The following is a 25,406-nucleotide window of genomic DNA, read 5'->3' as shown; positions in this document are numbered from 1 at the left end:
GTCGCTGGAATTTACCCTTCGTCGGCTAATCGTTACACTGTCTGATCACAATAATTAAGCCTCATTAACCACCACACAATAAATTGATCGGGACGCCAAATCCCCAGTGTTAAGAGCCGATACATCATGACGTCTGCCAGCAATCAAATGATCACTCGCTGCCCCAAATGTGGAACCGCATTTCGAGTGACCGCCAGCCAATTGCAATCCGCCAAGGGTGCAGTCCGCTGCGGCTCTTGCTTGCACGTCTTTAAAGCGCAGGATTCTTTAGTGGCAACACCGGTTGCACCTGCAAAACCGCTTACGCCAGAACCAACAGCCAAAACTGCATCGCCAGTTACATCTGTAGGCTCCACAACTCCTGCAATTAAATCCGCACCGGCAGCGTCTATCGAACCTATCCAACCTGCCAAACCTGAACAACCAGCCATACTGGGCACCATTAAGCCACTGACAAGTGAGACTCCCAAACCAAAAGTAGCATCAACGCCAAAACAATCAGCACCTGCGGCACCCGCAAAACCGGTTATTCGCACGATCAATAAATCATCCCTTGGGCAAGAGACCGATGACATTTTGATCAGTGACGACATGGAAGACATCAAAGCCGAGAGCAACAACTATGAGTTTGACGGCTTTATCGACATAGATGCGACACCAAAGTCGGACGTATCACTGTTTGAGCGCAAAATTCGCGACAAGGATTTTGATGAAGAGCCAGCGATTGCCGACGATGAATCCTGGGCGGAAATGCTGATTGAAGATGAGGAAGACGACACGCCGCAGCTAGGCGTTTACAAACCCAAAATCGATGCCGATCAATTGGATGAATACAACGCCGATGCGCAGTTAAGTGATGAGGCTCTGGCCATCCATCAAACGACCACGGAATCTTTGCTTGATGCAACTGCTCCAGCTGGGCCATCAACAACACCAACTGCAACCGCCACTCCCGGCCTGCTATTCAGTTTGGTTGGCGAACAGGAAGAACCATCAAAAGCACAGAAGCAGGCATCTAATGAACAGGAATCCGATGAGCTGGTGCTGAGCGATGAACTTGCGAACATTCCGAGCAATCAGGGTTTTAATCAAACAAAAGCAACTGAAGACAGGCTTGATCCAAACATCTTTGAAACACCGGACGAGAAGCCTGATAGTGACAGCGACACACCCAAGCGCCAGGTTAAAACCCAACCTAAAATCCGCGCATATGATGGTTCACGCACCGCATTACTGATGAATATCATGCCCGCGCCAATTGAATTCAATGCCAAACGCATGCGCCGCTGGTATCAACGCAAACTCTGGCCGAGCCTGAGCATATTGGCCCTGTTGGCACTGATAATTCAGGTGGGTTGGTTCAAGTTCGACTACTTCAGCCGGGTTGAGCCTTATCGCACCGGCTATCTGTTTCTCTGCCCTTACTTAGGGTGCCAAGTACCAACGCTGGTTGATACGCGCCGCATCATTGCCTCCAACCTTGTCGTTCGTCAGCATCCAGATACCGAGGGCGCGCTCGCGGTCGATGTAATGCTGATCAACAGCGCCCCTTTTGACCAACCGTTTCCAGACCTGACATTAACCTTTACCGATATCGATGAAAATCAGGTGGCCGCGCGCCGCTTTATCCCCAAGGATTATTTGGGTGGCGAGTTGGCAGGACAGGAACTGATGCCACAAAACCAGAAAGTCTATATCACGCTGGATCTGGTCGACCCGGGTGCGGAAGCAGTGAACTATCATATTTCCATTCCTCGCAACTGATTATCCAAAACCCTCGTTATTCAAAACCCTCAGCGACTTACAGCCCCACCCACAGAAAGAAGCCCGCGTCATTTAGTGACGCGGCGCCCTATTCAACGCCATGACATCTAAACCCCTGCCCCAAGTCCAGTTTTTTTGCAATCAAAAATGACTAAAAAATGCGTTTTTATCGCTCAAAAAAGCGGCATTTTTTCTGGTTTTTGCGTTCCAAACCCATGCCCAAACGGGTATCATGGCGACCCTTTTACGCAGGCACCTGTACATTTTTAATACAGCAGCGATTCAAGGGTTAATCGGCTTTTCATGCCCCGGTAACGATTCAATCACTACAAGCCAATCACGTGTTTACTATCGGTTCTTATTGTATCGACAGTCAGGTCATTCTTGCTCCTATGGCAGGCGTTACTGACCGGCCTTTTCGTCAATTGTGCCGATCGCTCGGTGCAGGCTTGGTGATCTCGGAAATGCTGACCGCCGACTCCACGCTATGGAGCAGCCGTAAAAGCAGCCTGCGTATGGATCACACGGGTGAAGCCGAACCTATCGCCGTGCAGATTGCCGGTGGTGATCCAGAAATGATGGCTGAGGCAGCACGCCTCAATGCCGCTAATGGCGCCCAGATCATCGACATCAACATGGGCTGCCCCGCTAAAAAAGTATGTAAAAAAGCCGCCGGTTCTGCGCTCTTAAAAGACGAGCAACTGGTCGCCGATATTTTGCAGGCAGTGGTCAATTCGGTGGACATTCCTGTCACCCTGAAATTTCGCACTGGCTGGAGCAATGAAGAACGTAATGCAGTGCGTATTGCACGCATCGCCGAAGATGCCGGCATACAAGCTTTGGCACTTCATGGTCGCACCCGCGCCGATGCCTTTTTAGGCGAAGCCGAGTACGACACCATCGCCAGCGTAGTGAATGCCGTGAAGATTCCGGTGTTTGCCAATGGCGATATAGATTCACCGCAAAAAGCCAAGACTGTGTTGGATCACACAGGGGCTGCGGCAGTGATGATTGGGCGCGCCGCGCAAGGTCGCCCCTGGATCTTCCGGGAAATTGCGCAATACCTGCGTACCGGTGAGCAATTACCCGAACCGTCGCTGACTGAAGTCAGAGACATTTTATGTACCCATCTGTGTGAGCTATACCGTTTTTATGGCGAGTTTATGGGGCCGCGTATCGCACGCAAACATGCGGGCTGGTATTTGCAGACAGTTCCAAACAGCGAAGCTTTTCGCAAAGCCTTTAACGCTATAGATAACGCAGAAGAACAACAAACCAGCATTCAAAATTTCTTTGAAGAGCTGCTTACGAAAGAGGAAAAAGCCGCATGAACACCGCAACTTTCTTTGCTGACTCAACCCCAGCACAAGCTGCCCCACAACAACCTGTACAAGCTCAATCGCTGCGCGGCTGCGTAGAGCAAGCAATGGAAAACTACTTCAAACACCTCGATGGCCAAGACGTTAGCAACGTATATGAAATGGTGCAGGCAGAAGTAGAAGCACCTATGCTTGAAATCGTATTGAAGTACACCCGCCACAATCAAACTCGCGCTGCGCAAGTATTGGGTTTGAACCGCGGTACTCTGCGTAAAAAATTGAAGCAATACGGTCTGCTGTAATTTTTACCGCGCCGCATGGCAAATAAAAAAGGGGTGGTAATTCGTTTCCACCCCTTTTGCTTTTTAGCGATACCTATTTTGCCTTACCGTTTTCCCGCTTTAACATTCATGTTTACAACTTTTACATCTACAACTTTCACACCTACAACTTTTACATCTACAGGAATTGTGTATGTCTACTTCTGATCTTGTTGCCGTAAAACGCGCCCTTATCAGTGTCTCAGATAAAACCGGCATTGTTGAATTTGCCCAAGCCCTGCACGCCCAAGGCGTAGAAATTTTATCAACTGGTGGTACGTTCAAATTACTTACCGACAACAAGATCCCGGCAATTGAAGTTTCTGACTACACCGGTTTCCCGGAAATGATGGATGGCCGCGTAAAGACTCTGCACCCGAAAGTACACGGCGGCATTTTGGGTCGTCGCGGAATAGATGAAGGCGTAATGACTCAACACGGTATCAACGCCATCGATATGGTGGTTGTGAATTTGTATCCGTTCGAAAAAACCGTTGCTAACAAAGACTGCTCTTTGGAAGATGCGGTAGAAAATATCGATATCGGCGGCCCAACCATGGTGCGCGCTGCTGCAAAAAACCACGCTCACGTAAATATCGTGGTTAACGCGTCTGACTACGCAACTATTCTTGCTGAGATGCAAGCCAACAATGGCTGCACCTCATTAAAAACCCGTTTCGATTTGGCGATCAAAGCCTACGAACACACTGCCGCTTATGACGGCGCCATCGCCAATTATTTTGGTCGTATGGTTGAAGGTGGTAGCGCCAACTTCCCACGCACGTTCAACAGCCAATTTATCAAAGCGCAAGAAATGCGTTACGGCGAAAACCCACATCAAAAGGCAGCGTTCTACGTGGAAAAAAATCCACAGGAAGCAAGCATCGCCACTGCAAAACAATTGCAAGGTAAAGAGCTGTCGTACAACAACGTGGCCGATACTGACGCAGCACTGGAAACCGTTAAGTGTTTCTCTGAGCCAGCTTGTGTGATCGTTAAACACGCGAACCCTTGCGGTGTTGCTGTTGCTGAATCCATTAAACACGCTTACGACCTAGCCTACTCTACCGATAGCGAATCTGCATTCGGCGGTATTATCGCGTTTAACCGCGAGCTGGATGCTGAAACTGCAAAAGCCATCGTTGAGCGTCAATTCGTTGAAGTAATTATCGCTCCAAGCGTTTCTGCTGAAGCTGTTGAAGTGGTTAAAGCCAAACAAAATGTACGCCTGCTCGCTTGCGGCGAATGGGGTACTGAGCGCCCCTCTTCACAAACTTGGGGAGGTCTGGATTACAAACGTGTCAACGGCGGCCTGTTAGTACAAGATCGCGATGACGGCATGATCACCGCTGCTGATTTGAAAGTCGTTACCAAACGTATTCCAACCGAAGATGAACTGCGCGATTTGTTATTCGCATGGAAAGTCGCAAAATTTGTTAAATCCAATGCGATTGTCTACGCAAAACATTTGCACACCATCGGTGTAGGCGCTGGCCAAATGAGCCGCGTAAACTCAGCGCGTATCGCTGCGATTAAAGCTGAACACGCAGGCCTGCAAGTTGCCGGTTCAGTGATGGCATCTGACGCATTCTTCCCCTTCCGCGATGGCATCGACAACGCCGCGAAAGTGGGCATCGCCGCTGTAATTCAACCGGGCGGATCAATGCGCGATGAAGAAGTGATCGCCGCTGCCGACGAACATGGCATGGCGATGGTGTTCACCGGTATGCGTCACTTTAGACATTAATAGATCGCGCCATTAATTGAATTCATTAATTTCGTAGGTTGGGTAGCAATGCCCAACATAGTTGTCACAAAATTAATTGGTGTTGGGCATTGCTGCCCAACCTACGTAAACGACTCAAAAAAGATATTAATTTTATGAACGTATTAATTATTGGTAGCGGCGGACGTGAACACGCGCTCGCATGGAAAGCAGCACAGAACTCTCAAGTGGAAACCGTTTTTGTTGCTCCGGGCAATGCGGGCACCGCACTTGAACCCAAATTGGAAAACGTTGCTATCGACGTGTTGAACTTTGAAGCGCTGGCAGCTTTTGCCGAGAGCAATAACGTCGGCTTAACCATTGTCGGCCCAGAGGTTCCACTGGTTGCCGGTGTGGTGGATTTTTTCCAAGCACGCAACTTGGCGTGCTTTGGCCCAAGCAAAGGCGCTGCGCAGTTGGAAGGCTCAAAAGCCTTCACTAAAGATTTTCTTGCACGCCACAAAATCCCAACTGCGGATTACCAAAACTTTATCGAAGTAGAACCTGCTCTCGCTTATTTGCGTGAGAAAGGCGCACCTATCGTAATCAAAGCCGATGGCCTCGCAGCGGGTAAAGGCGTAATCGTCGCTGAAACGCTTGAACAAGCCGAAGATGCCGTACGCGATATGCTGTCAGGCAACGCCTTTGGCGATGCCGGTTGCCGCGTAGTGATCGAAGAGTTTTTGGCGGGTGAGGAAGCCAGCTTTATTGTGATGGTCGATGGCAAAAATGTATTGCCGATGGCGACAAGTCAGGATCACAAACGCGTTGGCGATGGCGATACCGGCCCCAACACTGGCGGTATGGGTGCTTATTCACCTGCGCCGGTTGTAACCCAAGCCGTGCATGATCGTGTTATGCAAGAAGTGATTTATCCAACTGTGAATGGCATGGCCGCCGAAGGTAATACCTACGTTGGTTTTTTGTACGCGGGCTTGATGATCGACGCCTCTGGCGCTCCTAAAGTGATCGAATACAACTGCCGCTTTGGCGACCCAGAAACCCAACCTATCATGCTGCGCTTGCGCTCTGATCTGGTTTCACTCTGCGAAGCCGCACTCAAGGGTGAGCTGGATAAAACCAGCGCCGACTGGGATGAACGCGCGTCTGTAGGTGTTGTGCTGGCAGCAGGCGGTTACCCGGATGCTTACGCAAAAGGCGATGTAATTTCTGGCTTGCCTACAACTGAAATCGCTGGCGAGAAAATTTTCCACGCAGGCACCAGCACCAAAGACAATCAAACCGTCACTAACGGCGGCCGTGTACTGTGCGCAACTGCACTGGGTAATACGGTTTTGGAAGCACAACAAAGCGCTTACAAACTGGCAAAACAAGTTAGTTGGAACGGCATGTTCTATCGTAACGATATCGCCTATCGCGCTATTGCTCGCGAAAAACAATAAATATCGTTAATTGCGTTGGGCTAGGCGACAATATTGCCTCTGCGCCACAACGCACATACACCACCTGAATTTGCAAGCTACACTCAATTGACCTTAATGGAGTAATAAACACTAATTGAGAAGCTTGCAAAGCTCAGGAGGTCTCATGCCATCCACACACCAGATCGCATCTGATCAATTTAACCGCGCAAACTCAGTTTTTATTCGCAACAGCAGTCTTCTATTTGCGCTTGCCGTCTTACCTGCTACCAGTCTCGCTGCATCCTTTCAAATTCTCGAACAAAGCCCTGCACATCTCGGTAAAGCATTTTCGGGTACCGCTTCGGATGTGATTGATGCCAGCGGCGTGTTTTTTAATCCGGCCAGTATCACAGAGCTAGAGCAGCCGACATTGACTCTTGCTGGCAATGCAATATTTACCAGCTCGACCTTCAATAACACCAATTCAAATACCAACGGCCTTAACGGCAAGACCGATGAAATCGGTTATGTGCCAAATGTCTACTATGCCTATCCCCTATTCGAGAGGTTCTCGATGGGCTTTGGCATTAATGCGCCCTATGGCTTGGCAAGCGATTACAACGATGACTGGCATGGCCGCTATCTCGCCACCTTCAGCCAACTGGAGGTAGTCAACGTCAGTGCTGTTGGCGCCTATCAACTCAGCGACTCATGGTCGTTAGGATTGGGGCTGAATTACCAGCGCGCCGAGGTGACACTGGAAAGCCAATTCGACTCAACGCTGGGGGTTAATCCATCCCCCGCCACCGATAGCAGCGCCAAAATTGAGGGTGATGATGACGATGTGGTGCTGGATCTTAGCGTGTTTTATAAGCCGACTGACCGGACATCATTTGGTCTGATCTGGCGACAAGGCGGAGAGTTTGATCTGGAAGGCAACGCAGGTTTCACCTTGAATCCACTATGTAGCCCCGGCCAAGGTTATCCCACTGGCGCACCACCTGCCCCGACCACCGGCACCATTTGCGCGGCATCATTAAATGCCGTTGCCGGTAATGCCAAAGCACTTATGCAACTGCCCGATACGGTTACCCTCAGCGGTTCACATCAATTAACCGAAAACTGGAAAATCCACGGCGATATTGCCTGGACTGAATGGAGCGTGCTTCAGGAAGTTGATGTAATTAATTCCGGCAACAATCTCGTCATTAGCCAATTGGAATTGCATTACAGCGATACTATGCGCTACGCGCTGGGCGCAACTCACAGTTCCGAAACTCCTTGGACCTGGCGTTTTGGTATCGCATTTGATGAAGCGCCACAAAAAAATCCTGAGCTGGTTAACCCGCGCATTCCCGATCAGGATCGCATCTGGTTTAGCGCTGGTTTTAATTACGAGTTTTCACCTAACACATCACTGGATTTAGCCTACAGCTACATCAAAGTGGATGAGGCAAGTATTAATAGCACCAGCACGCAAACGGGGCATCACGTTGAAGGCACCTTCGATGCGGATGTCAACATTATTGGCCTGCAAGCGAATTTTAAATTCTAGTTTTTTTGATTGAACAAAGCGGAAACATAAAAACAGCAACAAATCATTCTGATTTTATGTTTCCGCTTTTTATTATTTCCCCTGTAGACTTTTAAACATTACAGCTACCATGCTGGATCTTTATAATCATCCCTCCAACAAAACGCCCCACTCCATCGATATGATTGCCACTCTGATTAGCCATTCAAGTTGTCATCAACACCATATGCCGGAAGGACATCCCGAATCATCCGAGCGAATTGATGCGATTACCAATCAATTAATGGCCAGTGGTATTGATGGCCTGCTCTACCAACGCGATGCACCAGCAGCAACGGATGAACAGCTCTTGCGTGTGCATACACCCGAGCACCTGCATGCAATTACGCGCGCAATCCCCAGCGAAGGAATTTATTCGTTCGACAACGATGTATTTTTATCCCCGCAAACATTGCGTGCTGCTCGTCATGCAGCTGGCGCTGCTGTGCTGGGGGTAGATATGATTATGCGCGGCGAAACCGATGCGGTATTTTGCAATGTGCGCCCACCGGGTCATCATGCAGAACGCGCAAAAGCTATGGGATTTTCTATTTTCAATAATATTGCCGTTGGCGCTGCTCATGCATTAGAAGCGCACGGATTAGAGCGAGTTGCCATAGTTGATTTTGATGTTCACCACGGCAACGGCACGCAAGACATTTTTTTCAATGAACCGCGCGTTTTGTTTTGCTCCAGTTTTCAATATCCATTTTATCCACACACCAATATTGATGATGTGCCCGCTCACATTATCAACACGCCATTACCTGCCACCTGCCGCAGTGAAGGCTTTCGCACCGCAATCAGCGAAAACTGGCTGCCCGCTTTGGAAAAGTTTCATCCGCAACTTATTTTTATTTCGGCAGGTTTTGATGCCTATATTGATGACGACATGTCATCCATCAGTTTGGTGGAGCAAGATTATTTTTGGGTTACGCAACAAATGCGCACATTAATGGATACCAGCAAAGATTTAGCACCGGAAAAAGTATGTAGAGGAATAGTATCTACATTAGAGGGAGGCTATGACTTGTTGGGATTGGGGCGCTGCGCACTTGCTCATATCAAAGCTCTGGCAAAACTATAACCGCTTTCGCTTAATAAACGCTGCTTATTGCAGCGTTAAACTCATATCGATAAGTCCATCATCACGATTGAACCTCACACTAAAACCCAATTTTCGCGCGAGATTTGCCATGCCGGTATTTTCCAGCATGGTGCATCCAATCAATTCGCGGGTTCCCTGCGCGCGGCAATAATCAATCATTTTTTGCAACAACTTTCCGCCCAACCCTATTCCCTTTAGTTCACTGCGTACCGCCATCGCAAATTCAGCTTGAGTGTTATCAGGATCAGTTTGTACACGCACAACGCCCAAAATTTCTTCTTGCTGCTGATCATTTGTGAGCACCGCAATAAATGCCATTTCACGCGCGTAATCGATCTGCGCCAAACGCGCCATTTGTTCGTGAGAAAATTGCGGCAGCTCAGCAAAATAGCGTTTGTATCTATCTTCTTTACTTTGCGAATTATCAAACGCCTGCAAATTTAATTCATCTTCCGGGCGAATTGGGCGTAACAGCACTGAGCGCTGATCACGCATTACAAATGTTTCTTCCAATTCTTTTGGATAAGGCCTAATCGCCAAAGGATAAGTATTATTTTCCGAGCTGAGCTCAAGGCTCGCATCCAATACCCGAATTTCTTTTCCTGCGATCAATGCGGGGTTGATTAATAGGCTACGCAAAGCAGGATTATCAATCACGATTTGGCTAATCTGCGTTAGCAATAAACACAGCGCAGGCATATCAATAGGTACGTACATTTCGCGCTCGCGAATTTTTCCTTCTGCCAATGCCTGTATCACCATGTAACGCGCCAATGCCATATTCAGTGGCGGAAGTGCAACTACCGCATTAGTACGCACGCTCCAATGGCTTGCTGCTTCGCCCAATAAAATCACAGGGCCAAATACCGGATCATTTTGCACCTGAATTCGTAATGGGTGCGCCCCTTTCAAGGGAGTCTGGGCAGCAGAAGCATGCGCATATTCGATTTCACTCAAGGTGCCAATGCCATAATCACCCAGTAATGAAACAGTCTCCTCGCGTGTTAAATTTGTACGCTGTTCCGCTAATGCTTGGGCAATAATCGCTTGCGCTTTTTGTGGCTGATAAGGAACCTTATCGCTAATAGAATCCGGGGTTTCCGATAATAATTTTTGGTTGCGACGATATTGCACCATATGCATAAACGCGCCGACTGCACCTTCAGGAGTGCGGAAGGATGCGATGTTGGCATCGGCAAAACGCAGGCGCGCATTTTGTGCTGCATCCTCCCCCATCCAATTGGCAAAAATATTCGGCTTGCGTCCGGTGTAATTTTTATAAGTGTTAATTACCGCATCTGCATACACTTCGCCCGGCGTTAATGCAGAAGGGGCTTGCATCAACAAAATGTTATCAACGCTGTTACTTTGCAATAAAACCTGCAACACCTTTTGATAGGTTTCGGGCGATGCATCACCTAATAAATTAATAGGATTACTTGCACGGCCTCCGGTATGAATTAGCGGTTGCAATTGAGCAATTACTTTTTCATCCAACATTGCCAAACGACCGCCGCGCTGCAAAAGTGCATCTACTGCCATAGCGCTGGGGCCATTGCCATTTGCAATCACAACTAACTGTTCGCTGTAAATCGGCTTACCATTTGCGAGAGTTTCTACTGCGGCCAACAATTCACGCAGATCACCTACTCGCAGCATACCCGCGCGACGAAAGGCTGCATCATAAACAGCGTCGTGACCCATTTTTTCTGCATCCAAACGTGAAGTAAGCAGACTCGCTTCTGCGTAAATTCCCGCCTTAATTACCAGTATAGGTTTGTTAAACGATGCGGCGCGCGCAGCAGACATAAATGCACGGCCATCGTGGATTGCATCTATGTACAATAAAATCGCAGAGGTTTTTGGATCGCGCCCGAGGTAATCGAGAATCTCATCAAAATCGATATCAACGCCTTCACCAAGCGAAATAAATTGCGAGAAGCCAATACGACGGCGACGCGCCCAATCCAACAAGGTGACACAGACGGCTGAAGACTGGGAAACTACAGCGATCTTTCCCGGCAGCGCATTTATGTGCGCATAACTCGCATTCAAACCTAATTCAGGAATAATTATTCCGAGCGAATCAGGGCCAAGAATTCTTACGCCCCACTCCTTGGCAATGGCGAGCATTTGCTCTTGTAGATTGGTGCCTTGCGCCGTGAATAAATTATCCAACCCCGATGCAATAACAATCGCATTGCGCGTTCCTTTTCGCCCAAGCTGTAAAATAATTGCAGGTACACGCGTGGCGCGTGTACAAATAATCGCGAGGTCAGGCACCATCGGTAACTCGTCAATCGAACGATAAGCAAGCACACCATTTACTGATTTGTAATGCGGCGTAACCGGCATAATCGGGCCGTCGAACTGCCCCTGCAGCAAATTGCGCATAACTGCATTGCCCGGACGATTAGGCTGATTGGATGCACCTATGACCGCAATCGAATGGGGCTTTAGTAATTGTTCGACACTCTTTACCGTCATAATCCAACCATCATTTTTACTGCTGTTGCGAAATTAATTGTTAAATTAGTTTTTACATTTATAAATTTTCGTCGTCTTCATCAATTTTTTGCAAACTCAACTCACCAAAACTGGTCGGCACCGGTTTTTCCTGATGTGCCGCTGGAGCTTGCGCAGTGGTTGATGCAGCCGGAGTATCGACTCTTGGTGCTGCGACACCATCAGTAGCCAACTTGATTCGCAAACGAAGATTATTCGGTGAGTCAGCATTAGCAATAGCATCATCAAAGCTCACTTTGCCTGCCATAAATAATTTAAAAATAGCACCGTCAAACGTCTGCATTCCGAGATTTTCCGATTTCTCCATAATCTCTTTAATCTCAGTAAAACGACTTTTAAGAATAAGCTCCTGAATTGTTTTGGTACCCAACAATACTTCAACTGCAGCGCAACGTTTTCCATCGACTGTAGGCAATAAACGTTGCGAGACAAATGCGCGTAAATTTTGCGAGAGCCCCATCAACAATTGTGGGCGACGCTCTTCGGGAAACAAATTGATAATTCGCTCCAGCGCCTGATTGGCATTGTTGGCGTGCAAGGTGGAAATCGCCAAGTGTCCGGTTTCCGCAAATTCGAGCGCATGTTCCATGGTTTCGCGGTCGCGAATTTCGCCAATCAAAATCACATCGGGCGCCTGCCGCAAAGTATTTTTTAATGCGGCTTTGTAGCTACGAGTATCCACACCCACTTCACGCTGATTAATCACACTGCGCTTATGCTTGTGAACAAACTCGACCGGATCTTCGATGGTAATGATATGACCACCGCTAGATGAGTTGCGATGATCAATAAGTGCCGCTAGCGATGTCGATTTACCCGAGCCAGTTCCACCCACAAATAAAACCAATCCGCGCTTGGTCATGATCACATCTTTTAAAACTTCAGGTAGACCTAGTGCATCAAACTGTGGAATTTCGGTTTTGATATTGCGCGCGACTATCGCAACTTCATTGCGCTGTTTAAAAATATTGATGCGGAATCGACCAACGCCAGCAATCGAAATCGCCAAATTCATTTCCAGCTCACGCGTAAAAACTTCCCGCTGCTCTTCATCCATAATCGCATTGGCAATGTTTTCTATCTCGCCCGGCTTATAGGATTCAGTCGCCAGAGGTTTTAGTACACCCTGAAATTTTGCACAGGGCGGCGCACCTGTGCTCAGGTACAAGTCCGAACCATCTTTTTTGGCAAGAATATTTAAAAATTGATCAATCGGGGTTGCCATAACTTACTCCGCGATAAGAGAAACTGATTAGGAGGAGTATAGCCAGAATTATCTTGGTTACCTTTCCCGTATTACGAATTCGTCGCTGCTACAAATGCAATTTCAACCAACATCGCAGGGTCCAGCAATTCCACTTTTATGCACGCGCGTGAAGGTGCTGCACCCGCAGGCAACCACTCAGACCATGCATTATTAAGCGCAGCAACATTTTGTTTATCGGTAATGTAAATAGTGGCAGATAAAAGACGGGACTTATCGCTATTGACTGCAGCCAAGGTGATTTCAGCTTGCGCCAGAATTTGTGCGATTTGCTCATCGAACGAGCACCCGGTATCGTTTGGCACCTCAACAAAATGTGCAATACCGTTATAGACAGTGGCATCTGACCAGCGTGGGGTCGGATTCAAGCGTTGAATAGACATAGACAATTTTCCAACAGGGTGTTTGAAATGAAATCTGGCGCCTATAATAGCCGCCTTTCGCACTCCGCCCAATTTTAATCACCGATAAAGCGACCAGTCTCATGGCATTAGCGTCAATCATTGCACACCGCATTTACCGTCACTCGCCCGGCAGCGCTTTTGAGCTGCAACTGCGTAGCGAAACCTTCGCTACCAACGGCAAACTGGAAGAACTGGCTTATGAATTAAAAACTCAATTCATTCGCAAAGGCGGTAAGAGCTACGGGCGCTTTTCTGACGAAACAGGTGAGTTTCCCCTGCCCGCGTGGCTGCGCGATTATCGCGAAGAGCGCTTGAGTTTTCTTAGTTTTACCCAAAAGGTAATGCAGCAATTTCAGCAATCGCTAGAGAAAGCAGAATCCTTATTAGATGCCTATGTTTTTTTTGTCGAAGAAAAATTGGAAATTGGCGACACGTTAAATGTTTATCTGATTGAACATCAAAGTGGGCTTTATTTGGATGGAGAGCTGGCACTGGATGATTCGCTCGCACTTGATACCAGCGGCTTCACGCTTGCAGCAAAAATTCAATTGAATGATTGGACTTCGGGCGACTCTTCCACTTATCTCACATTGATGCGCGCGCGCGGCGATAAAGATATTGCCGACGCCTTTACCCAGTTCATCGCCTTCACCGACAAACAAGACATCAAACAGGAAACAGCCGAGTTCTTGCGTATCGTTGATGATTTCAGTCAGACACTTGATGAGCCTACCGCCAAACTGACCCGCAATAAAGTTGCCGATTACTGCCTCGAACAGAACAAGGCGGGCAAACCTGTCACTATTGCCGCCCTGTCCAGCAATCTGGCCGAAGAAGTTAAAAGCTATGAGCCGGAACGTTTTGTGCGTTACGTTGAAAACAGCAAGCCCGATTTGAAGCCGGAGTTTATCCCTCATGCGGGGCAGATTCGCAGCTATGTACGCATAAGCGGCCGCAACGATTCCCTAAGCATGAGCTTTGCCTCCGAATGCTTGGGGCGCGAAATTGAGTATGATGCCGATAACGATGTGCTAACCATTAAGAATCTGCCTTCGGCATTAAAAGCCAGACTATTGAAGCATTTGAAAGAGTCTCATGGCGGGAATTAATAGGCATGCCCCAGCAACCACAAGCTATAACAAAAACAACTTTTCCTATAACTATATAAACTAAACCCGACCTTGCAAAACAAGACGACTGGTCATATATTTAAACCATGAGCAAACGTGAACTGAAAAAAGATCATCTCCTTGATGCTGGACTGAAAGTCATGGCCACTCGTGGCTATAACGGCACCAGCATTCAGGACATAGTCAACGCTGCAGACGTTCCTAAGGGATCTTTCTACACCTATTTCAAAAGCAAAGAAGATTTTGCTATTGAAGCGTTGGAGAAAGTTACCGAAGAACGAATGCTTCAGAATCGCCACCTGCTCAACGACCGCAGTATTTGCCCACAAGAGCGACTGACTCGTTTTTTTGTTGACAATATCGGCGGCTGTGAAGAAAACCTTAATGGCGGCTGCTTTATTGGCAATATGTGCCAAGAGATGTCTGAATCCAGCGAGGCTATTCGCATTAAGGTTCGCCAGATGCTACGTAATAGCACTCAGGCAATCGAAGATGTTCTAGAAGAAGCAAGATTGAACAATGAGCTAAAAAGCCAGCTCCCCTCACCCGTCCTGGCAGAGTTTTTATTCAATGCATGGGAAGGGACGCTGATGCGAATGAAAGCATCCAAATGCCGCGAGCCATTGAATGCTTTTTTAATTGTACTGCCTGAGCTTTTTTCCAAACCTCAAAGTTAAAAACCTCAACACTAGACCTGTAACTACTCATCAGTAGTTTGCAACCCAAAAAACAAGACGACCAGTCATCTCTTAAAAATGGAAACAATTTGCTCCCATGATTCAGATAGGAAATTTTTGCACACACCAAAGACGACTGGTCATCTTTAAAGATATGAAATAAACGAACAGAAAGAATCAAGGTTAGCACCATGAACCAACTGCAACAACGATACGTACAATTGACAGCAAATGACCCCTCCGTAATCAAATCGGCAAGCCAATACATTTTGCTTTTACTTATCACCATGACCAGCGCTATAGCTCAAGCGCAAAACTTTTATCAAGAACAACAGCCAGAATGGTTAAAAAACATCAACACCACTGACATAAAAACCTCCTCCCTAAAAACTCAAAGCAATTCAGGAAAAAACTCCAGCAGCTGGGCATTTGCGTTTGATAACGATCTATTTGTTCCCGGTCATCGCGATCAGGATTACACCTATGGCCTCAACTTTACCCAGACCGGAGATTCAACTCGTAATTCGCGCCTTAGCCTCAATACCCCTTTGATCGTAATGGATGACCTTATCGGTTTTAATCACACATCACTAAGCACGCAGGAAACGTTCAGTCGTGAAGTAGGCGCATTTGGATTTACACCTGAAGACATTACCGTCAGCGAAGCGAATCCTAATGATCGCCCCTACGCCAGCCTGATTTATCTTTCAAGCTCACGTGAACAAGTCGACCTTGTAGCAAATGTCGCATGGAAAAGCACCCTTACACTTGGCGCATTAGGCTTGGGACTGGTAGGCGAACTACAAAATCTAGTGCATCAAGGAACCAATGGCAAAGAAGCGCAAGGCTGGAGCAATCAAATTAGCGACGGAGGAGAATTGACGGGACGCTATGTAATAGCAAGGCAACAGTATTTCGATGGCTTCTCAGAAAACCTAGAGATCAAAAGCACAGTACAGGCATCCGTTGGATATTTAACAGAGGCAAGCTGGAGCTGGAATCTACGCGCTGGAAAAATCCATAGCCCTTGGTCTTCGTTCAACCCGGAACTCGCCAGCTATGGTGAAAAATCATCTTACTCAAGCACTGCAAAACCAATTGATGAACACTACTTTTGGGCAGGAGTTGCACTCAAAGCCCGTGCTTATAATGCTTTTTTACAAGGTCAATTTCGCAATAGTGAAGTTACTTACAACCACGATCAACTAAATTCATTTTTGGTTGAGGCTTGGGCTGGATACACTTTTTCATTCAAACAGGGATATCGAATTAGCTACGTACTACGCGGGCACAGTTCAGAAATTAACGAAGGGGCTGGTGATCGCAACCTGCTGTGGGGCGGGATAATCGTTACACACAGCATCTAGCTGAATTTTTGAAAAACAGAAATATGAGCATCGCTGTACTAGTGGCTTTTAATGATTACTCAACGATGCTCAACAGAATTAATTTGGTTTACTTTAATAAAGGTGACTTTAGAGATTCAACATTAGTACCGATCAAAGCTTCCACACTTTTTCGCAAGTCATCCAAGGATACCTTGCGTTTTTTCATCAACTCACGGGTTACATCGTCGATTGAATATTTTTTATTGCTGCGTGTACGAATTTCTTTATCCAGCTCATCAAGCAATACAACAGCGCGAGCAGTAACCGGCCCTGTAGATTTACTTTTACGCAAGTGCTTAACATCCGCGCCCCATTTAGCTAAATTTTTAACAATCGTACTGCGTCGCGCCTTGGTCATACCATGTGCGCGATACAACAACTCAAACGAATAAAATTCAGCAAGCCCTTCTGCAATCCAATCGTCATTTGTGGTTGCGGTAGTAACACCGCTGATGCGCGTCACCATATGAGTCAATTCATGCAACAGAGGGCTAGTGCCATTTTCACTTACTAATGGTCGATCCGCATGTAAAAACAGCGAGTTAGATGCAGACAAACCGCCGCGCCACATAGGGTCATCAGCGCCCACGACAAGTAATTTTTTAGGCGTTTTGTCAAATGCAGAGTAAACCTCTGGCCACACAAAATTAAAAAATGTGAGCGCATCCATTCGTTTAAACCCCTCGCCCTTAGGAGCACTAACAGCTATAGATGTTTTGGAAATGGTTGCACGACGCGTCCCAATCTTACCTGCGATCATCCAGCCAGTCGGTCGGTCAAAACGGCGATCGGGATTATCGATATTAAAAGTATTATCTTTTTTTCTTGGCCATCCAGTTTCAACACTGCTCCACTCTTCAGGCAAAACCATCTCGAGAGTTGCTACCGAATAAGCTCCAGGTGCTTCGAATGTGTGAATAGCCGGAATTAGATCATCACCGCGAAACAATGCCCAACCCTCTGTTACTCGCGCATCATATTTTCCTGGATCGCGCTCATGAGTGAGCGTTACAAAATATGTTAACTGTGCAGCGTCAGATGGCAACTCCCAAACTACAAGCTTATCTTTTATGACCAACTTTCCATTCGCACGAATTTTCGAATAAATCCCTTTATCATTTTTAAACTGTATTTTCTTGAGAAGATCACCTTTATCGACAGTGATGGATACAAAAGCCCCTTCCTTTGCAGCATCAAATGTCACCTTGTAGGACAACTCATAGGCGAGATCTTGTGATGTTGGATTTTCTGCAAATGAAGAACTGCTTAGAGCAAACCAAAACACTAAAAAAAGCAGATGAAATACGCGGGTTGTTTTTGCAATAAATGGCATAACCAAGTCTCGTCAGAAATAAATTATTGAATTCAATTAAATCAGTTTAACTTTGTTATTTATTATTTTGACAAGCAAAAACTACAGACATTCACAAGAATGAATAATCAAATTTTTAATAATTGATAGGATTTCACAGAAGATTACTACAAATGATCATTGCATTTCGTGTGCAGGAGGTAAGGCTTCCTCTTATGAAAGAAGCCTTTTAGATTTTCTTACTTTTTTGCGGACAACTAACAATAATGCAAAAGCACTAAAAATTATCGCTAAGAAATTTCTCAGCTAAACGCGCAGTATCACTACTACCCATAGCAACTTCCGACAAAATGGATCTGGCCTTTGCCTTGTCACCCATCAAAAAATAAACCTTACCTAGATCAAGCTGGGCATCAGGCACTTTTGCGGTATTAGGGAAGTTTTCAATTAATGTTGAAAACCACTCTTTAGCTTGAGGGTAGTCCTTTTTAAGCATCGCTATTTTGCCTAACCAGTAGTGACTGTTAGTTGCAAAATTTCCACTGGGAAAGCGATTCAAATGCTCTTTGAAAGCAGCTACAGCACCGTCGAAGTCTTTTTGATTCAACAAATCATAAGCAGCTTTGTAAACATCCGCCTCACTGGCAGAATCAGGTAGCGCAGAAGTGGTAGCAGATGCAGCTAATGCTGCAGCAGGGAGGGCTGCATCAACAGCAGGCGCACTTAAAGAATTGGTAGCACTACGTGAGCCGCCGGACAAACGCCGATCAAGATCCATGTAGTTATCTAATTGCAATTGTTTAAGTTGTCTTAACTCGTAGGATTGCTCTTCAAGTAAGCCACGCAAAATGGCAACTTCTTCCTGGAGAGCGCGAATTTGGGAATAAACATCAGATTCAGCAGCGACAGGCAGATCAGATTGAGCCACCCCAGAGCGAATGCTCTGAGGTGAAGACTCAACAACCCGTACTTGCGCCTGTAAGACTGGAGCTGCAGCAATTAGGGCAACAGCAAGCAGATTTTTCAGCATACGGGCTCAGACTCTTAGTACTTAACTTCTACGCGACGGTTTTGAGACCATGACGCTTCGTCGCTACCAGTTGCAGCTGGTTGCTCTTCACCGAAGCTAACAACTTCCAGAGATGAACCGTTAACACCTTGAGTCACGAGGAAATCGCGAACAGCGTTAGCACGCTTCTCACCCAGAGCCATGTTGTACTCGCGTGAACCGCGCTCGTCAGCGTGACCTTCCAGACGCACTGCAACTGAAGCACCTTTCAGTTTGTCAGCGTGAGCCAACAGAACAGCACGGCTTTCAGCGGTCAGAGAGTATTGATCAAAGTCGAAGTAAACAACGCTAGACAGAGGAGCTTCAGTAGCGCCAGTGTCAGTTACTGCAGTACCGGTAGTTGGAGCTTCGGTAGCTGCGTTGTCGCTGCTTGAACAGCCAACCAGGAAAGACATTACAACAGCTAAAGTTAAACCTTGCTTGAGTGCCTTGGTGATCATGTGTGTGTAACTCCAATGAAGTTTTTGATCTGTTTTACGGGGATTTAGTTAAAGAATGGCGACCATGCGGGTTCCCGCACATCACCCTGTTTTGGAGGCTGGAGGATTTTGACACGTGCATCGAGTGACACAGCGGCCAACACTCCTTTACCACCAGAACGAGTCGCATACATTAGCATAGCGCCATTAGGAGCTATAGTAGGCGATTCGTCCAAACTTGTCTCGGATAAAATGCGCAAATTGCCAGATTTTATATCTTGTGCAGCAATATGATGGGTTCCGCCGGGTCTTTTATTCAACATAACCAAGCTTTTTCCATCTGGAGACACTCGCCCACGTGCATTGTAGTCACCATCAAATGTCACACGCTCCTGCTGCATAGTCGCAAGATTAACCTGATAAATTTGTGGCTTGCCGCCACGATCCGAAGTGAAATAAAGCGATGCACCATCCGCTGCCCACGAAGGCTCATGATCAATCGCAAAATGGTTGGTTACACGCGTCAATTGTCGCGTAAGAACATTCATTACATAAATTTCTGGGTTGCCGTCTTTCGACAAAGCCATCGCTAATTTTTGGCCATCTGGAGACCAAGCAGGTGCGCCATTCAATCCACGGAAGCTAGTCATTTGCTGACGTCTACCAGTCGCGATGTCTTGAATATAAATCGCAGGTTTATTTTCTGCTTCAAATGACACGTAAGCCACACGCTGTCCATTAGGCGACCACACAGGTGACAACAAAGGATAGCGAGATTCCAACAGCATACGTGGGCGAAAGCCATCAATATCCGAAAGCATCAAGCGGTATTTTTGTGGGCTTTTGAATGCTTCAACATAAATCAACTTGGTAGAAAAAATACCGCGAATACCAGTAATAGTTTCATAAACCTTGTCGCTGATGTGATGCGCCATATCACGTAGTTGAGCTTCGGTACCATCTACAGTCAGCTTGGCAAATACACGCTTCTGCTGAACCACATCAAACAATTCATAGCTAGCATAGTAACGCCCAGCTTGCTGCGTGATGGAGCCAATCAGCAAATACTCAGAACCAAGAGCTTTCCAATCGCGATAATGTACTTCGGTCTCATTGCGCGGAAACGCGAGCATACGTGAAGGATCAGTTGCTTCAAACTGACCAGAAAACTCCAAGTCATTGCCTACTATTTTCGCGATATCCTCAGGCAAACGGCCACCAGTCCAACCAAAAGGAACCACGGAGATCTTGGTCGGATTATCGACCCCCTTGGTAACAAACACTATGTTCTGGGCATTTGCAGATATTGCAAACACAAACAGAAATGCACTGATTATGTATCTCACTGGCGTAAATCCTCTGGATTAAAGGCAAATTGAAAATGACGGAAATTTCGCTCAAAGACATCAATAGGTACGTCTTTGATTTCAACAAATCGTTCAACTTTTTTGATTGCTTGTTCAGCAGCATTATCAAATGCAGCATTGCCACTACTCTTGGCCAACTGAACCCCAATAACCTGTCCATTGGGAAGCATATCGATATTAAATATTGCCACCATTCCTGCACGAGCTGACGGTGGTCTACTCCAATTCTGAGCAACACGTTCCGACAGCAACTCATTGTAACTTTTGACATTGGCTGCATCATTAGATTCAGCTATGTGTTTTTCTTGTTCCTGACGCGCAGCCTGTATACGACGCTGTTCCTCTTTTGCCTCTTGCTCACGCTTGGTTTTTTTCAGCGCTTCAGCTTTACGCTGCGCCTCCTCTTCAGCTTTTTTCTTTTTTTCAGCCTCAACTTTAGCAGCTTTGGCTTTCGCAGCTTTTGCTTGTTCCTCTTTTATTTTTTGTTGTTTCTGTTTTTCTGCCTCAGCAGCTTTGGCTTGCTGTTCGCGTTGACTTTGAACCAAAGCTTCCGCCTCTTTGCGACGCTGCTCTTCCTGTTTTTTGTTGTTTTTTAAATCCTCATAAGCCTTGGCATCAAGAATTTGCTCTTTCGTTTGTTGTGGAGTAGCTTTGGCCTTGGGGGTCAGATCAACCAAGGTGGCGGTAACGTAGTGCGGCTTATAGGGTTCTTCTTTTGATTTAAAAAAGTCCCAATTACCTAAAAACAGAACCAACAAAGTGCCATGTAAAAAAACACTCAGAAAAGTTGGCAGTGAAAACGATTTTTCCAGCTTCATAAAAAACCTAGCGCGGTGGCTCCGTAATCAAGCCAACTGACGGTGCTCCAGCCAGTTTTAATTCGCCCATCAAACTGACGATTACTCCGTATTCGACTTTTTTGTCACCTTGGACAAAAACGAGCGTATTCGGTTTTTCAGCCAGCACTTTACTGACGATAGATTTAATCTCTTCCAATGGTCGAGGCTTTTCCGGGTCACCAGCCAAATCTATGTAAAAACCACCATCCGCTTTTACAGAAACAGTGATGGGTTCATCTTCTTTACTTTCAACTGGCTCGGAAGCTGCCTGAGGCAATTCAACTTTAATACCTTGCGTCATCATGGGCGCTGCAATCATAAATACGATTAGCAATACCAACATGACGTCAATCAGCGGAACCACATTGATTTCCGCTTTTAATTTCTTTTTGACCGGTGGTCCAAATCCAGACATGTTTTCAACCTGTTTCCTGATCTACGTAAAACAGCGTTATTTGCTGTGAACCTGACGGTGCAAAATTGCAGAAAATTCTTCTGCAAAGGTACGGTAATTACTTAACAGGTTTTCCGCACGAGCCGAAAACTTGTTGTAAGCCAGTACTGCAGGGATAGCGGCAAACAAGCCCATTGCAGTAGCAATCAATGCCTCTGCAATACCCGGCGCAACAGTAGCAAGACTCGGCTGCCCAGCATTAGCGATACCAAGAAAAGACACCATGATGCCCCACACAGTACCGAACAACCCAACATAAGGGCTTACCGATGCAACACTGGCAAGGAAAGGCAGGTTTTCTTCTAACTTTTCTTCTTCACGAGCCAGAGCAACACGCATTGCGCGCTGCGAACCTTCCATGATTGCATCGGAGTCTGCACCAGCCTGCTGACGCAAACGGGTGAACTCTTTGAATCCGGCACGGAAAATGTTTTCGATTCCTTCAGCAACTTCATTGCGACCATTGCCTTGGCGATAAAGTTGATTGAGATCTATACCAGACCAGAATTGCTTTTCAAAAAAATCAAACGCAGATGAGGCTTTACGCTGGTAAATCTCGCGCTGAAAAATCATCACCCATGAAATGACCGATGCCAAAAATAAAATCAGCATGACCATTTGCACCAAAAAACTGGCCTCTAGGATAAGGTGCAGTATCGACAGGCTTTGCTTGGCTTCTGGCATAGTCTTAATTAACTCTTAGTGTTTGATTGTGGAAAGTGGTCAATTGATGATGCATATCGGCGGGAATTGCGCTGGGTTTCATGGTGGCGGAATCGACGCAAGCAATGCGGATGATCCCCTCACATAACAACTCCTCGCCACGCAACACTTGCTGTTTAAATTCAACATAAGCGCGCGCCAGTTTTTCAATCTGTGCAGTTATTTGCAACAGATCATCAAGACGTGCCGGACGGCGGTAGTTAACTTGTGCAGCATGAACAACCAGTAGCTGGCCGCCATCTAAAATTGCGGGCTTATCATATCCCAAACTGCGCAAGAATTCTGTACGGCAACGCTCCATGTATTTGAGATAATTTACGTAGTAAACAATGCCGCCTGCATCTGTGTCCTCGATGTACACCCGCAGCGGGATTCCAAATGGATCCATAACTGATTTAATCCGTTGAGTCCTGTAACCGCTTTGGCACTGGCATACCAAAATAAACATACGCATTGTTGGTTAAAATTCGGCCACGCGGTGTGCGCGCCATAAACCCCTGCTGTATCAGATAGGGCTCTATAACATCTTCAATAGTTCCGCGGTCTTCGCTGATCGCCGCTGCCAAGCTTTCAACCCCGACAGGGCCGCCATCAAAATTATTCAGCATAGCGGTCAACAAACGGCGATCCATATGATCAAATCCGCGCTCATCTACATTGAGCATATTGAGCGCACTATCGGCCATTTGAGCGGTTACTGTGCCATCGCCTTTTATCTCGGCGTAATCGCGCACTCGGCGCAACAACCGATTGGCAATTCGCGGCGTGCCGCGCGAGCGTTTAGCTACCTCAGCCGCACCTTCTATATCCATTTTCACCCCCAGCAGCGCCGCTGAACGCGCGACTATATGGGTGAGATCGGCGACATTATAAAACTCCAGACGCTGAACAATACCAAAACGGTCGCGTAAGGGAGATGTCAACAAACCCGCGCGCGTAGTTGCACCCACCAACGTAAAAGGTGGCAAATCCAACTTGATTGAACGCGCAGCCGGGCCTTCGCCGATCATAATATCCAGCTGAAAATCCTCCATCGCTGGATACAAAATCTCTTCTACCACCGGGCTTAAGCGATGAATTTCATCGATAAACAGTACATCGCCCGGCTCAAGATTGGTAAGCAATGCCGCCAAATCCCCTGCTTTTTCCAACACTGGGCCAGAGGTGCTTTTGAGCGACACATTCATTTCATTGGCGATGATATTGGCAAGCGTGGTTTTACCCAGCCCAGGAGGACCAAATACCAGCGTGTGGTCTAAAGCCTCGCCACGCTTTTTTGCCGCGCCGATAAAAATTTCCATCTGCTCGCACACCGCAGGCTGACCGACATAATCTGCGAGCGATTTGGGGCGCACGGTGCGATCCAAATGGTCTTCGCGCTCTTTTGCCGTGGGGGCGATCAGGCGATCCGTTTCAATCATTGGTTAACACCTTATAGCTTTCATTTTATGGACAACAACTAACCGGCGATACTGCGCAAAGCGATGCGAATCAGCTCTTCACTCTTCGCATCCGGTTTTTGCTTGCTCGCTAAGGACACCATTTTGGCAGCATCTACCGGCTTGTAGCCAAGCGCGATCAGCGCACTTTCCGCTTCGGCAAATACATCGTTATCGGTGGCGATGCTTTGAATTTCACTATGCGCCAATAAATCGCTCTGCGGCATATCCCAATTTTTCAAACGGTCGCGAAGCTCAATTACCAAGCGCTCAGCAGTTTTTTTGCCTACACCCGGCACTTTGGTCAACGCAGTAATGTTGTCATCGCGCACGCAGCGAGCGATATCATCCGCTTCCATGCCCGATAAAATTGCTATCGCAAGCTTAGGACCAACGCCATTCACCTTAATCAAGGTGCGAAATAAAGAACGATCCCGTTGCTCGGCAAAACCAAATAACTGATGCAGGTTTTCAGTGATCGACAAATGCGTATGCAATACCACCTCTTGGCCAAGTGAGGGCAAGCGATAAAAAGTCGTCATAGGCGCTTGCACTTCATAGCCAACGCCATTCACATCCAACAATAAAAAAGGAGGTTGTTTTTCGATTAACTGCCCGCGCAAACGCCCAATCATAATGAATCTCTTATGTAATCTGGATTAAACAATTCGCCCGCGGCGAAAACTCGATGAACCCGCCATGCGCACCAGATGATCGCGAGTATTGGCATGACACAAGGCAACTGCCAGTGCATCGGCAGCATCTTCTTGCGGTGCCGCCGGCAGCTTTAGCAGAGTCTTCACCATGTGCTGCACTTGCAGTTTATCCGCCGCACCGTTGCCCACGACCGACTGCTTTACTTTGCGAGCTTCGTATTCCGAAACAGGCACATTCTGCGCTGTCGCCGCCACAATCGCCGCGCCACGCGCCTGCCCCAATTTCAAGGCCGATGCCGCATTTTTAGCCATAAACACCTGCTCAATTGCCATTTCTTGCGGGCAATATTGCTCGATGATATGAGTCAGGGAATCAAAAATAACTTTGAGACGCGCAGGTAATTCATCCGCATCTTTCATACGAATCACACCACTGGTGACATATTCATACTTGCTGCCGATAACATTAATAATGCCAAAGCCAGTTTTGCGGGAACCGGGGTCAATGCCGAGGATAAGCGCCATA

The 25,406-nt window shown here is 47.0% G+C and carries 24 protein-coding genes; 10 read left to right on the top strand and 14 right to left on the bottom strand.

The genetic code is table 11. The features are described from left to right. Positions 1–126 precede the first annotated feature (126 nt). From SPL68_RS16350 to SPL68_RS16320, 7 genes are all read left to right on the top strand, one after another. Positions 127–1,764, top strand: coding sequence for a DUF3426 domain-containing protein (locus tag SPL68_RS16350; protein WP_323816245.1), 1,638 nt, complete (start codon positions 127–129; stop codon positions 1,762–1,764). 341 nt (positions 1,765–2,105) lie between these two features. After that, on the top strand, positions 2,106–3,095 hold the full coding sequence (gene dusB, locus SPL68_RS16345; protein WP_323816244.1) for a tRNA dihydrouridine synthase DusB: 990 nt from the start codon (positions 2,106–2,108) through the stop codon (positions 3,093–3,095). After that, positions 3,092–3,385 (top strand): DNA-binding transcriptional regulator Fis, encoded by a 294-nt coding sequence (gene fis / locus SPL68_RS16340; RefSeq protein ID WP_323816243.1) that lies wholly within the window; start codon positions 3,092–3,094, stop codon positions 3,383–3,385. Before dusB ends, fis begins: the two co-directional genes overlap by 4 nt. A 172-nt stretch (positions 3,386–3,557) precedes the next feature. Next, the gene (gene purH, locus SPL68_RS16335) at positions 3,558–5,150 is read left to right on the top strand and encodes a bifunctional phosphoribosylaminoimidazolecarboxamide formyltransferase/IMP cyclohydrolase (protein WP_323816242.1); all 1,593 of its coding nucleotides are present in this window, start codon (positions 3,558–3,560) and stop codon (positions 5,148–5,150) included. A 134-nt stretch (positions 5,151–5,284) separates the two neighbouring features. Beyond that, entirely contained in the window at positions 5,285–6,571 is a 1,287-nt protein-coding gene (purD, locus tag SPL68_RS16330) for a phosphoribosylamine--glycine ligase (RefSeq protein WP_323816241.1), read from the top strand. Positions 6,572–6,716: 145 nt separating this feature from the next. Next, a complete protein-coding gene (locus tag SPL68_RS16325) occupies positions 6,717–8,087 on the top strand; it encodes an OmpP1/FadL family transporter (RefSeq protein ID WP_323816240.1) in 1,371 nt (456 codons plus the stop codon). A 109-nt stretch (positions 8,088–8,196) separates the two neighbouring features. After that, entirely contained in the window at positions 8,197–9,192 is a 996-nt protein-coding gene (locus SPL68_RS16320) for a histone deacetylase family protein (protein WP_323816239.1), read from the top strand. Between the two features lie 24 nt (positions 9,193–9,216). Here the strand turns inward: SPL68_RS16320 and SPL68_RS16315 are convergent, their stop codons facing one another. The 3 genes from SPL68_RS16315 to SPL68_RS16305 all read right to left on the bottom strand — a co-directional run bounded on the left by SPL68_RS16315 (position 9,217) and on the right by SPL68_RS16305 (position 13,386). Beyond that, a complete protein-coding gene (locus tag SPL68_RS16315; protein WP_323816238.1) occupies positions 9,217–11,700 on the bottom strand; it encodes a bifunctional acetate--CoA ligase family protein/GNAT family N-acetyltransferase in 2,484 nt (827 codons plus the stop codon). Between the two features lie 58 nt (positions 11,701–11,758). Beyond that, positions 11,759–12,964 (bottom strand): PilT/PilU family type 4a pilus ATPase, encoded by a 1,206-nt coding sequence (locus SPL68_RS16310; protein ID WP_323816237.1) that lies wholly within the window; start codon positions 12,962–12,964, stop codon positions 11,759–11,761. Positions 12,965–13,035: 71 nt separating this feature from the next. Next, complete coding sequence (locus SPL68_RS16305; RefSeq protein ID WP_323816236.1) at positions 13,036–13,386, bottom strand: RidA family protein; 351 nt, start codon at positions 13,384–13,386, stop codon at positions 13,036–13,038. Between the two features lie 101 nt (positions 13,387–13,487). Between SPL68_RS16305 and SPL68_RS16300 the strand changes: the two genes are divergently transcribed. The 3 genes from SPL68_RS16300 to SPL68_RS16290 all read left to right on the top strand — a co-directional run bounded on the left by SPL68_RS16300 (position 13,488) and on the right by SPL68_RS16290 (position 16,581). After that, complete coding sequence (locus SPL68_RS16300; protein WP_323816235.1) at positions 13,488–14,516, top strand: nucleoid-associated protein; 1,029 nt, start codon at positions 13,488–13,490, stop codon at positions 14,514–14,516. A 107-nt stretch (positions 14,517–14,623) separates the two neighbouring features. Continuing rightward, a complete protein-coding gene (locus tag SPL68_RS16295) occupies positions 14,624–15,214 on the top strand; it encodes a TetR/AcrR family transcriptional regulator (RefSeq protein WP_323816234.1) in 591 nt (196 codons plus the stop codon). Between the two features lie 191 nt (positions 15,215–15,405). Then, the gene (locus SPL68_RS16290; protein WP_323816233.1) at positions 15,406–16,581 is read left to right on the top strand and encodes a lipid A deacylase LpxR family protein; all 1,176 of its coding nucleotides are present in this window, start codon (positions 15,406–15,408) and stop codon (positions 16,579–16,581) included. Positions 16,582–16,669: 88 nt separating this feature from the next. On the opposite strand, the gene SPL68_RS16285 is transcribed toward SPL68_RS16290, so the two are convergent. The 11 genes from SPL68_RS16285 to ruvC all read right to left on the bottom strand — a co-directional run bounded on the left by SPL68_RS16285 (position 16,670) and on the right by ruvC (position 25,405). After that, positions 16,670–17,935 carry a hypothetical protein gene (locus SPL68_RS16285; RefSeq protein ID WP_323816232.1) on the bottom strand — a complete coding sequence of 422 codons (1,266 nt, stop codon included), beginning with the start codon at positions 17,933–17,935 and terminating at the stop codon, positions 16,670–16,672. Positions 17,936–18,191: 256 nt separating this feature from the next. Then, positions 18,192–18,944 carry a tol-pal system protein YbgF gene (ybgF, locus tag SPL68_RS16280; protein ID WP_323816231.1) on the bottom strand — a complete coding sequence of 251 codons (753 nt, stop codon included), beginning with the start codon at positions 18,942–18,944 and terminating at the stop codon, positions 18,192–18,194. A gap of 14 nt (positions 18,945–18,958) precedes the next feature. Then, positions 18,959–19,423, bottom strand: coding sequence for a peptidoglycan-associated lipoprotein Pal (gene pal, locus SPL68_RS16275; protein ID WP_323816230.1), 465 nt, complete (start codon positions 19,421–19,423; stop codon positions 18,959–18,961). A 44-nt stretch (positions 19,424–19,467) separates the two neighbouring features. Then, on the bottom strand, positions 19,468–20,748 hold the full coding sequence (tolB, locus tag SPL68_RS16270; RefSeq protein ID WP_323816229.1) for a Tol-Pal system beta propeller repeat protein TolB: 1,281 nt from the start codon (positions 20,746–20,748) through the stop codon (positions 19,468–19,470). Continuing rightward, entirely contained in the window at positions 20,745–21,587 is an 843-nt protein-coding gene (gene tolA, locus SPL68_RS16265) for a cell envelope integrity protein TolA (RefSeq protein WP_323816228.1), read from the bottom strand. The genes tolB and tolA overlap by 4 nt, the downstream gene beginning before the upstream one ends. 7 nt (positions 21,588–21,594) lie before the next feature. Continuing rightward, the gene (gene tolR / locus SPL68_RS16260; protein ID WP_323816227.1) at positions 21,595–22,023 is read right to left on the bottom strand and encodes a protein TolR; all 429 of its coding nucleotides are present in this window, start codon (positions 22,021–22,023) and stop codon (positions 21,595–21,597) included. A 36-nt stretch (positions 22,024–22,059) separates the two neighbouring features. Next, the gene (gene tolQ / locus SPL68_RS16255; RefSeq protein ID WP_323816226.1) at positions 22,060–22,746 is read right to left on the bottom strand and encodes a protein TolQ; all 687 of its coding nucleotides are present in this window, start codon (positions 22,744–22,746) and stop codon (positions 22,060–22,062) included. A 4-nt stretch (positions 22,747–22,750) separates the two neighbouring features. Further along, the gene (gene ybgC, locus SPL68_RS16250; RefSeq protein WP_323816225.1) at positions 22,751–23,173 is read right to left on the bottom strand and encodes a tol-pal system-associated acyl-CoA thioesterase; all 423 of its coding nucleotides are present in this window, start codon (positions 23,171–23,173) and stop codon (positions 22,751–22,753) included. Between the two features lie 7 nt (positions 23,174–23,180). After that, complete coding sequence (ruvB, locus tag SPL68_RS16245; protein WP_323816224.1) at positions 23,181–24,206, bottom strand: Holliday junction branch migration DNA helicase RuvB; 1,026 nt, start codon at positions 24,204–24,206, stop codon at positions 23,181–23,183. 38 nt (positions 24,207–24,244) lie between these two features. After that, the gene (gene ruvA / locus SPL68_RS16240) at positions 24,245–24,859 is read right to left on the bottom strand and encodes a Holliday junction branch migration protein RuvA (protein ID WP_323816223.1); all 615 of its coding nucleotides are present in this window, start codon (positions 24,857–24,859) and stop codon (positions 24,245–24,247) included. A gap of 24 nt (positions 24,860–24,883) precedes the next feature. After that, entirely contained in the window at positions 24,884–25,405 is a 522-nt protein-coding gene (ruvC, locus tag SPL68_RS16235) for a crossover junction endodeoxyribonuclease RuvC (protein WP_323816222.1), read from the bottom strand. Position 25,406: the final 1 nt, after the last annotated feature.

The sequence above is a fragment of the Cellvibrio chitinivorans genome, from assembly GCF_035117775.1.
GTDB classification, from domain to species: domain Bacteria; phylum Pseudomonadota; class Gammaproteobacteria; order Pseudomonadales; family Cellvibrionaceae; genus Cellvibrio; species Cellvibrio chitinivorans.
The sequence above is the reverse complement of the archived record's forward strand: the minus strand, read 5'-3'. Positions and strand labels throughout refer to the sequence as shown.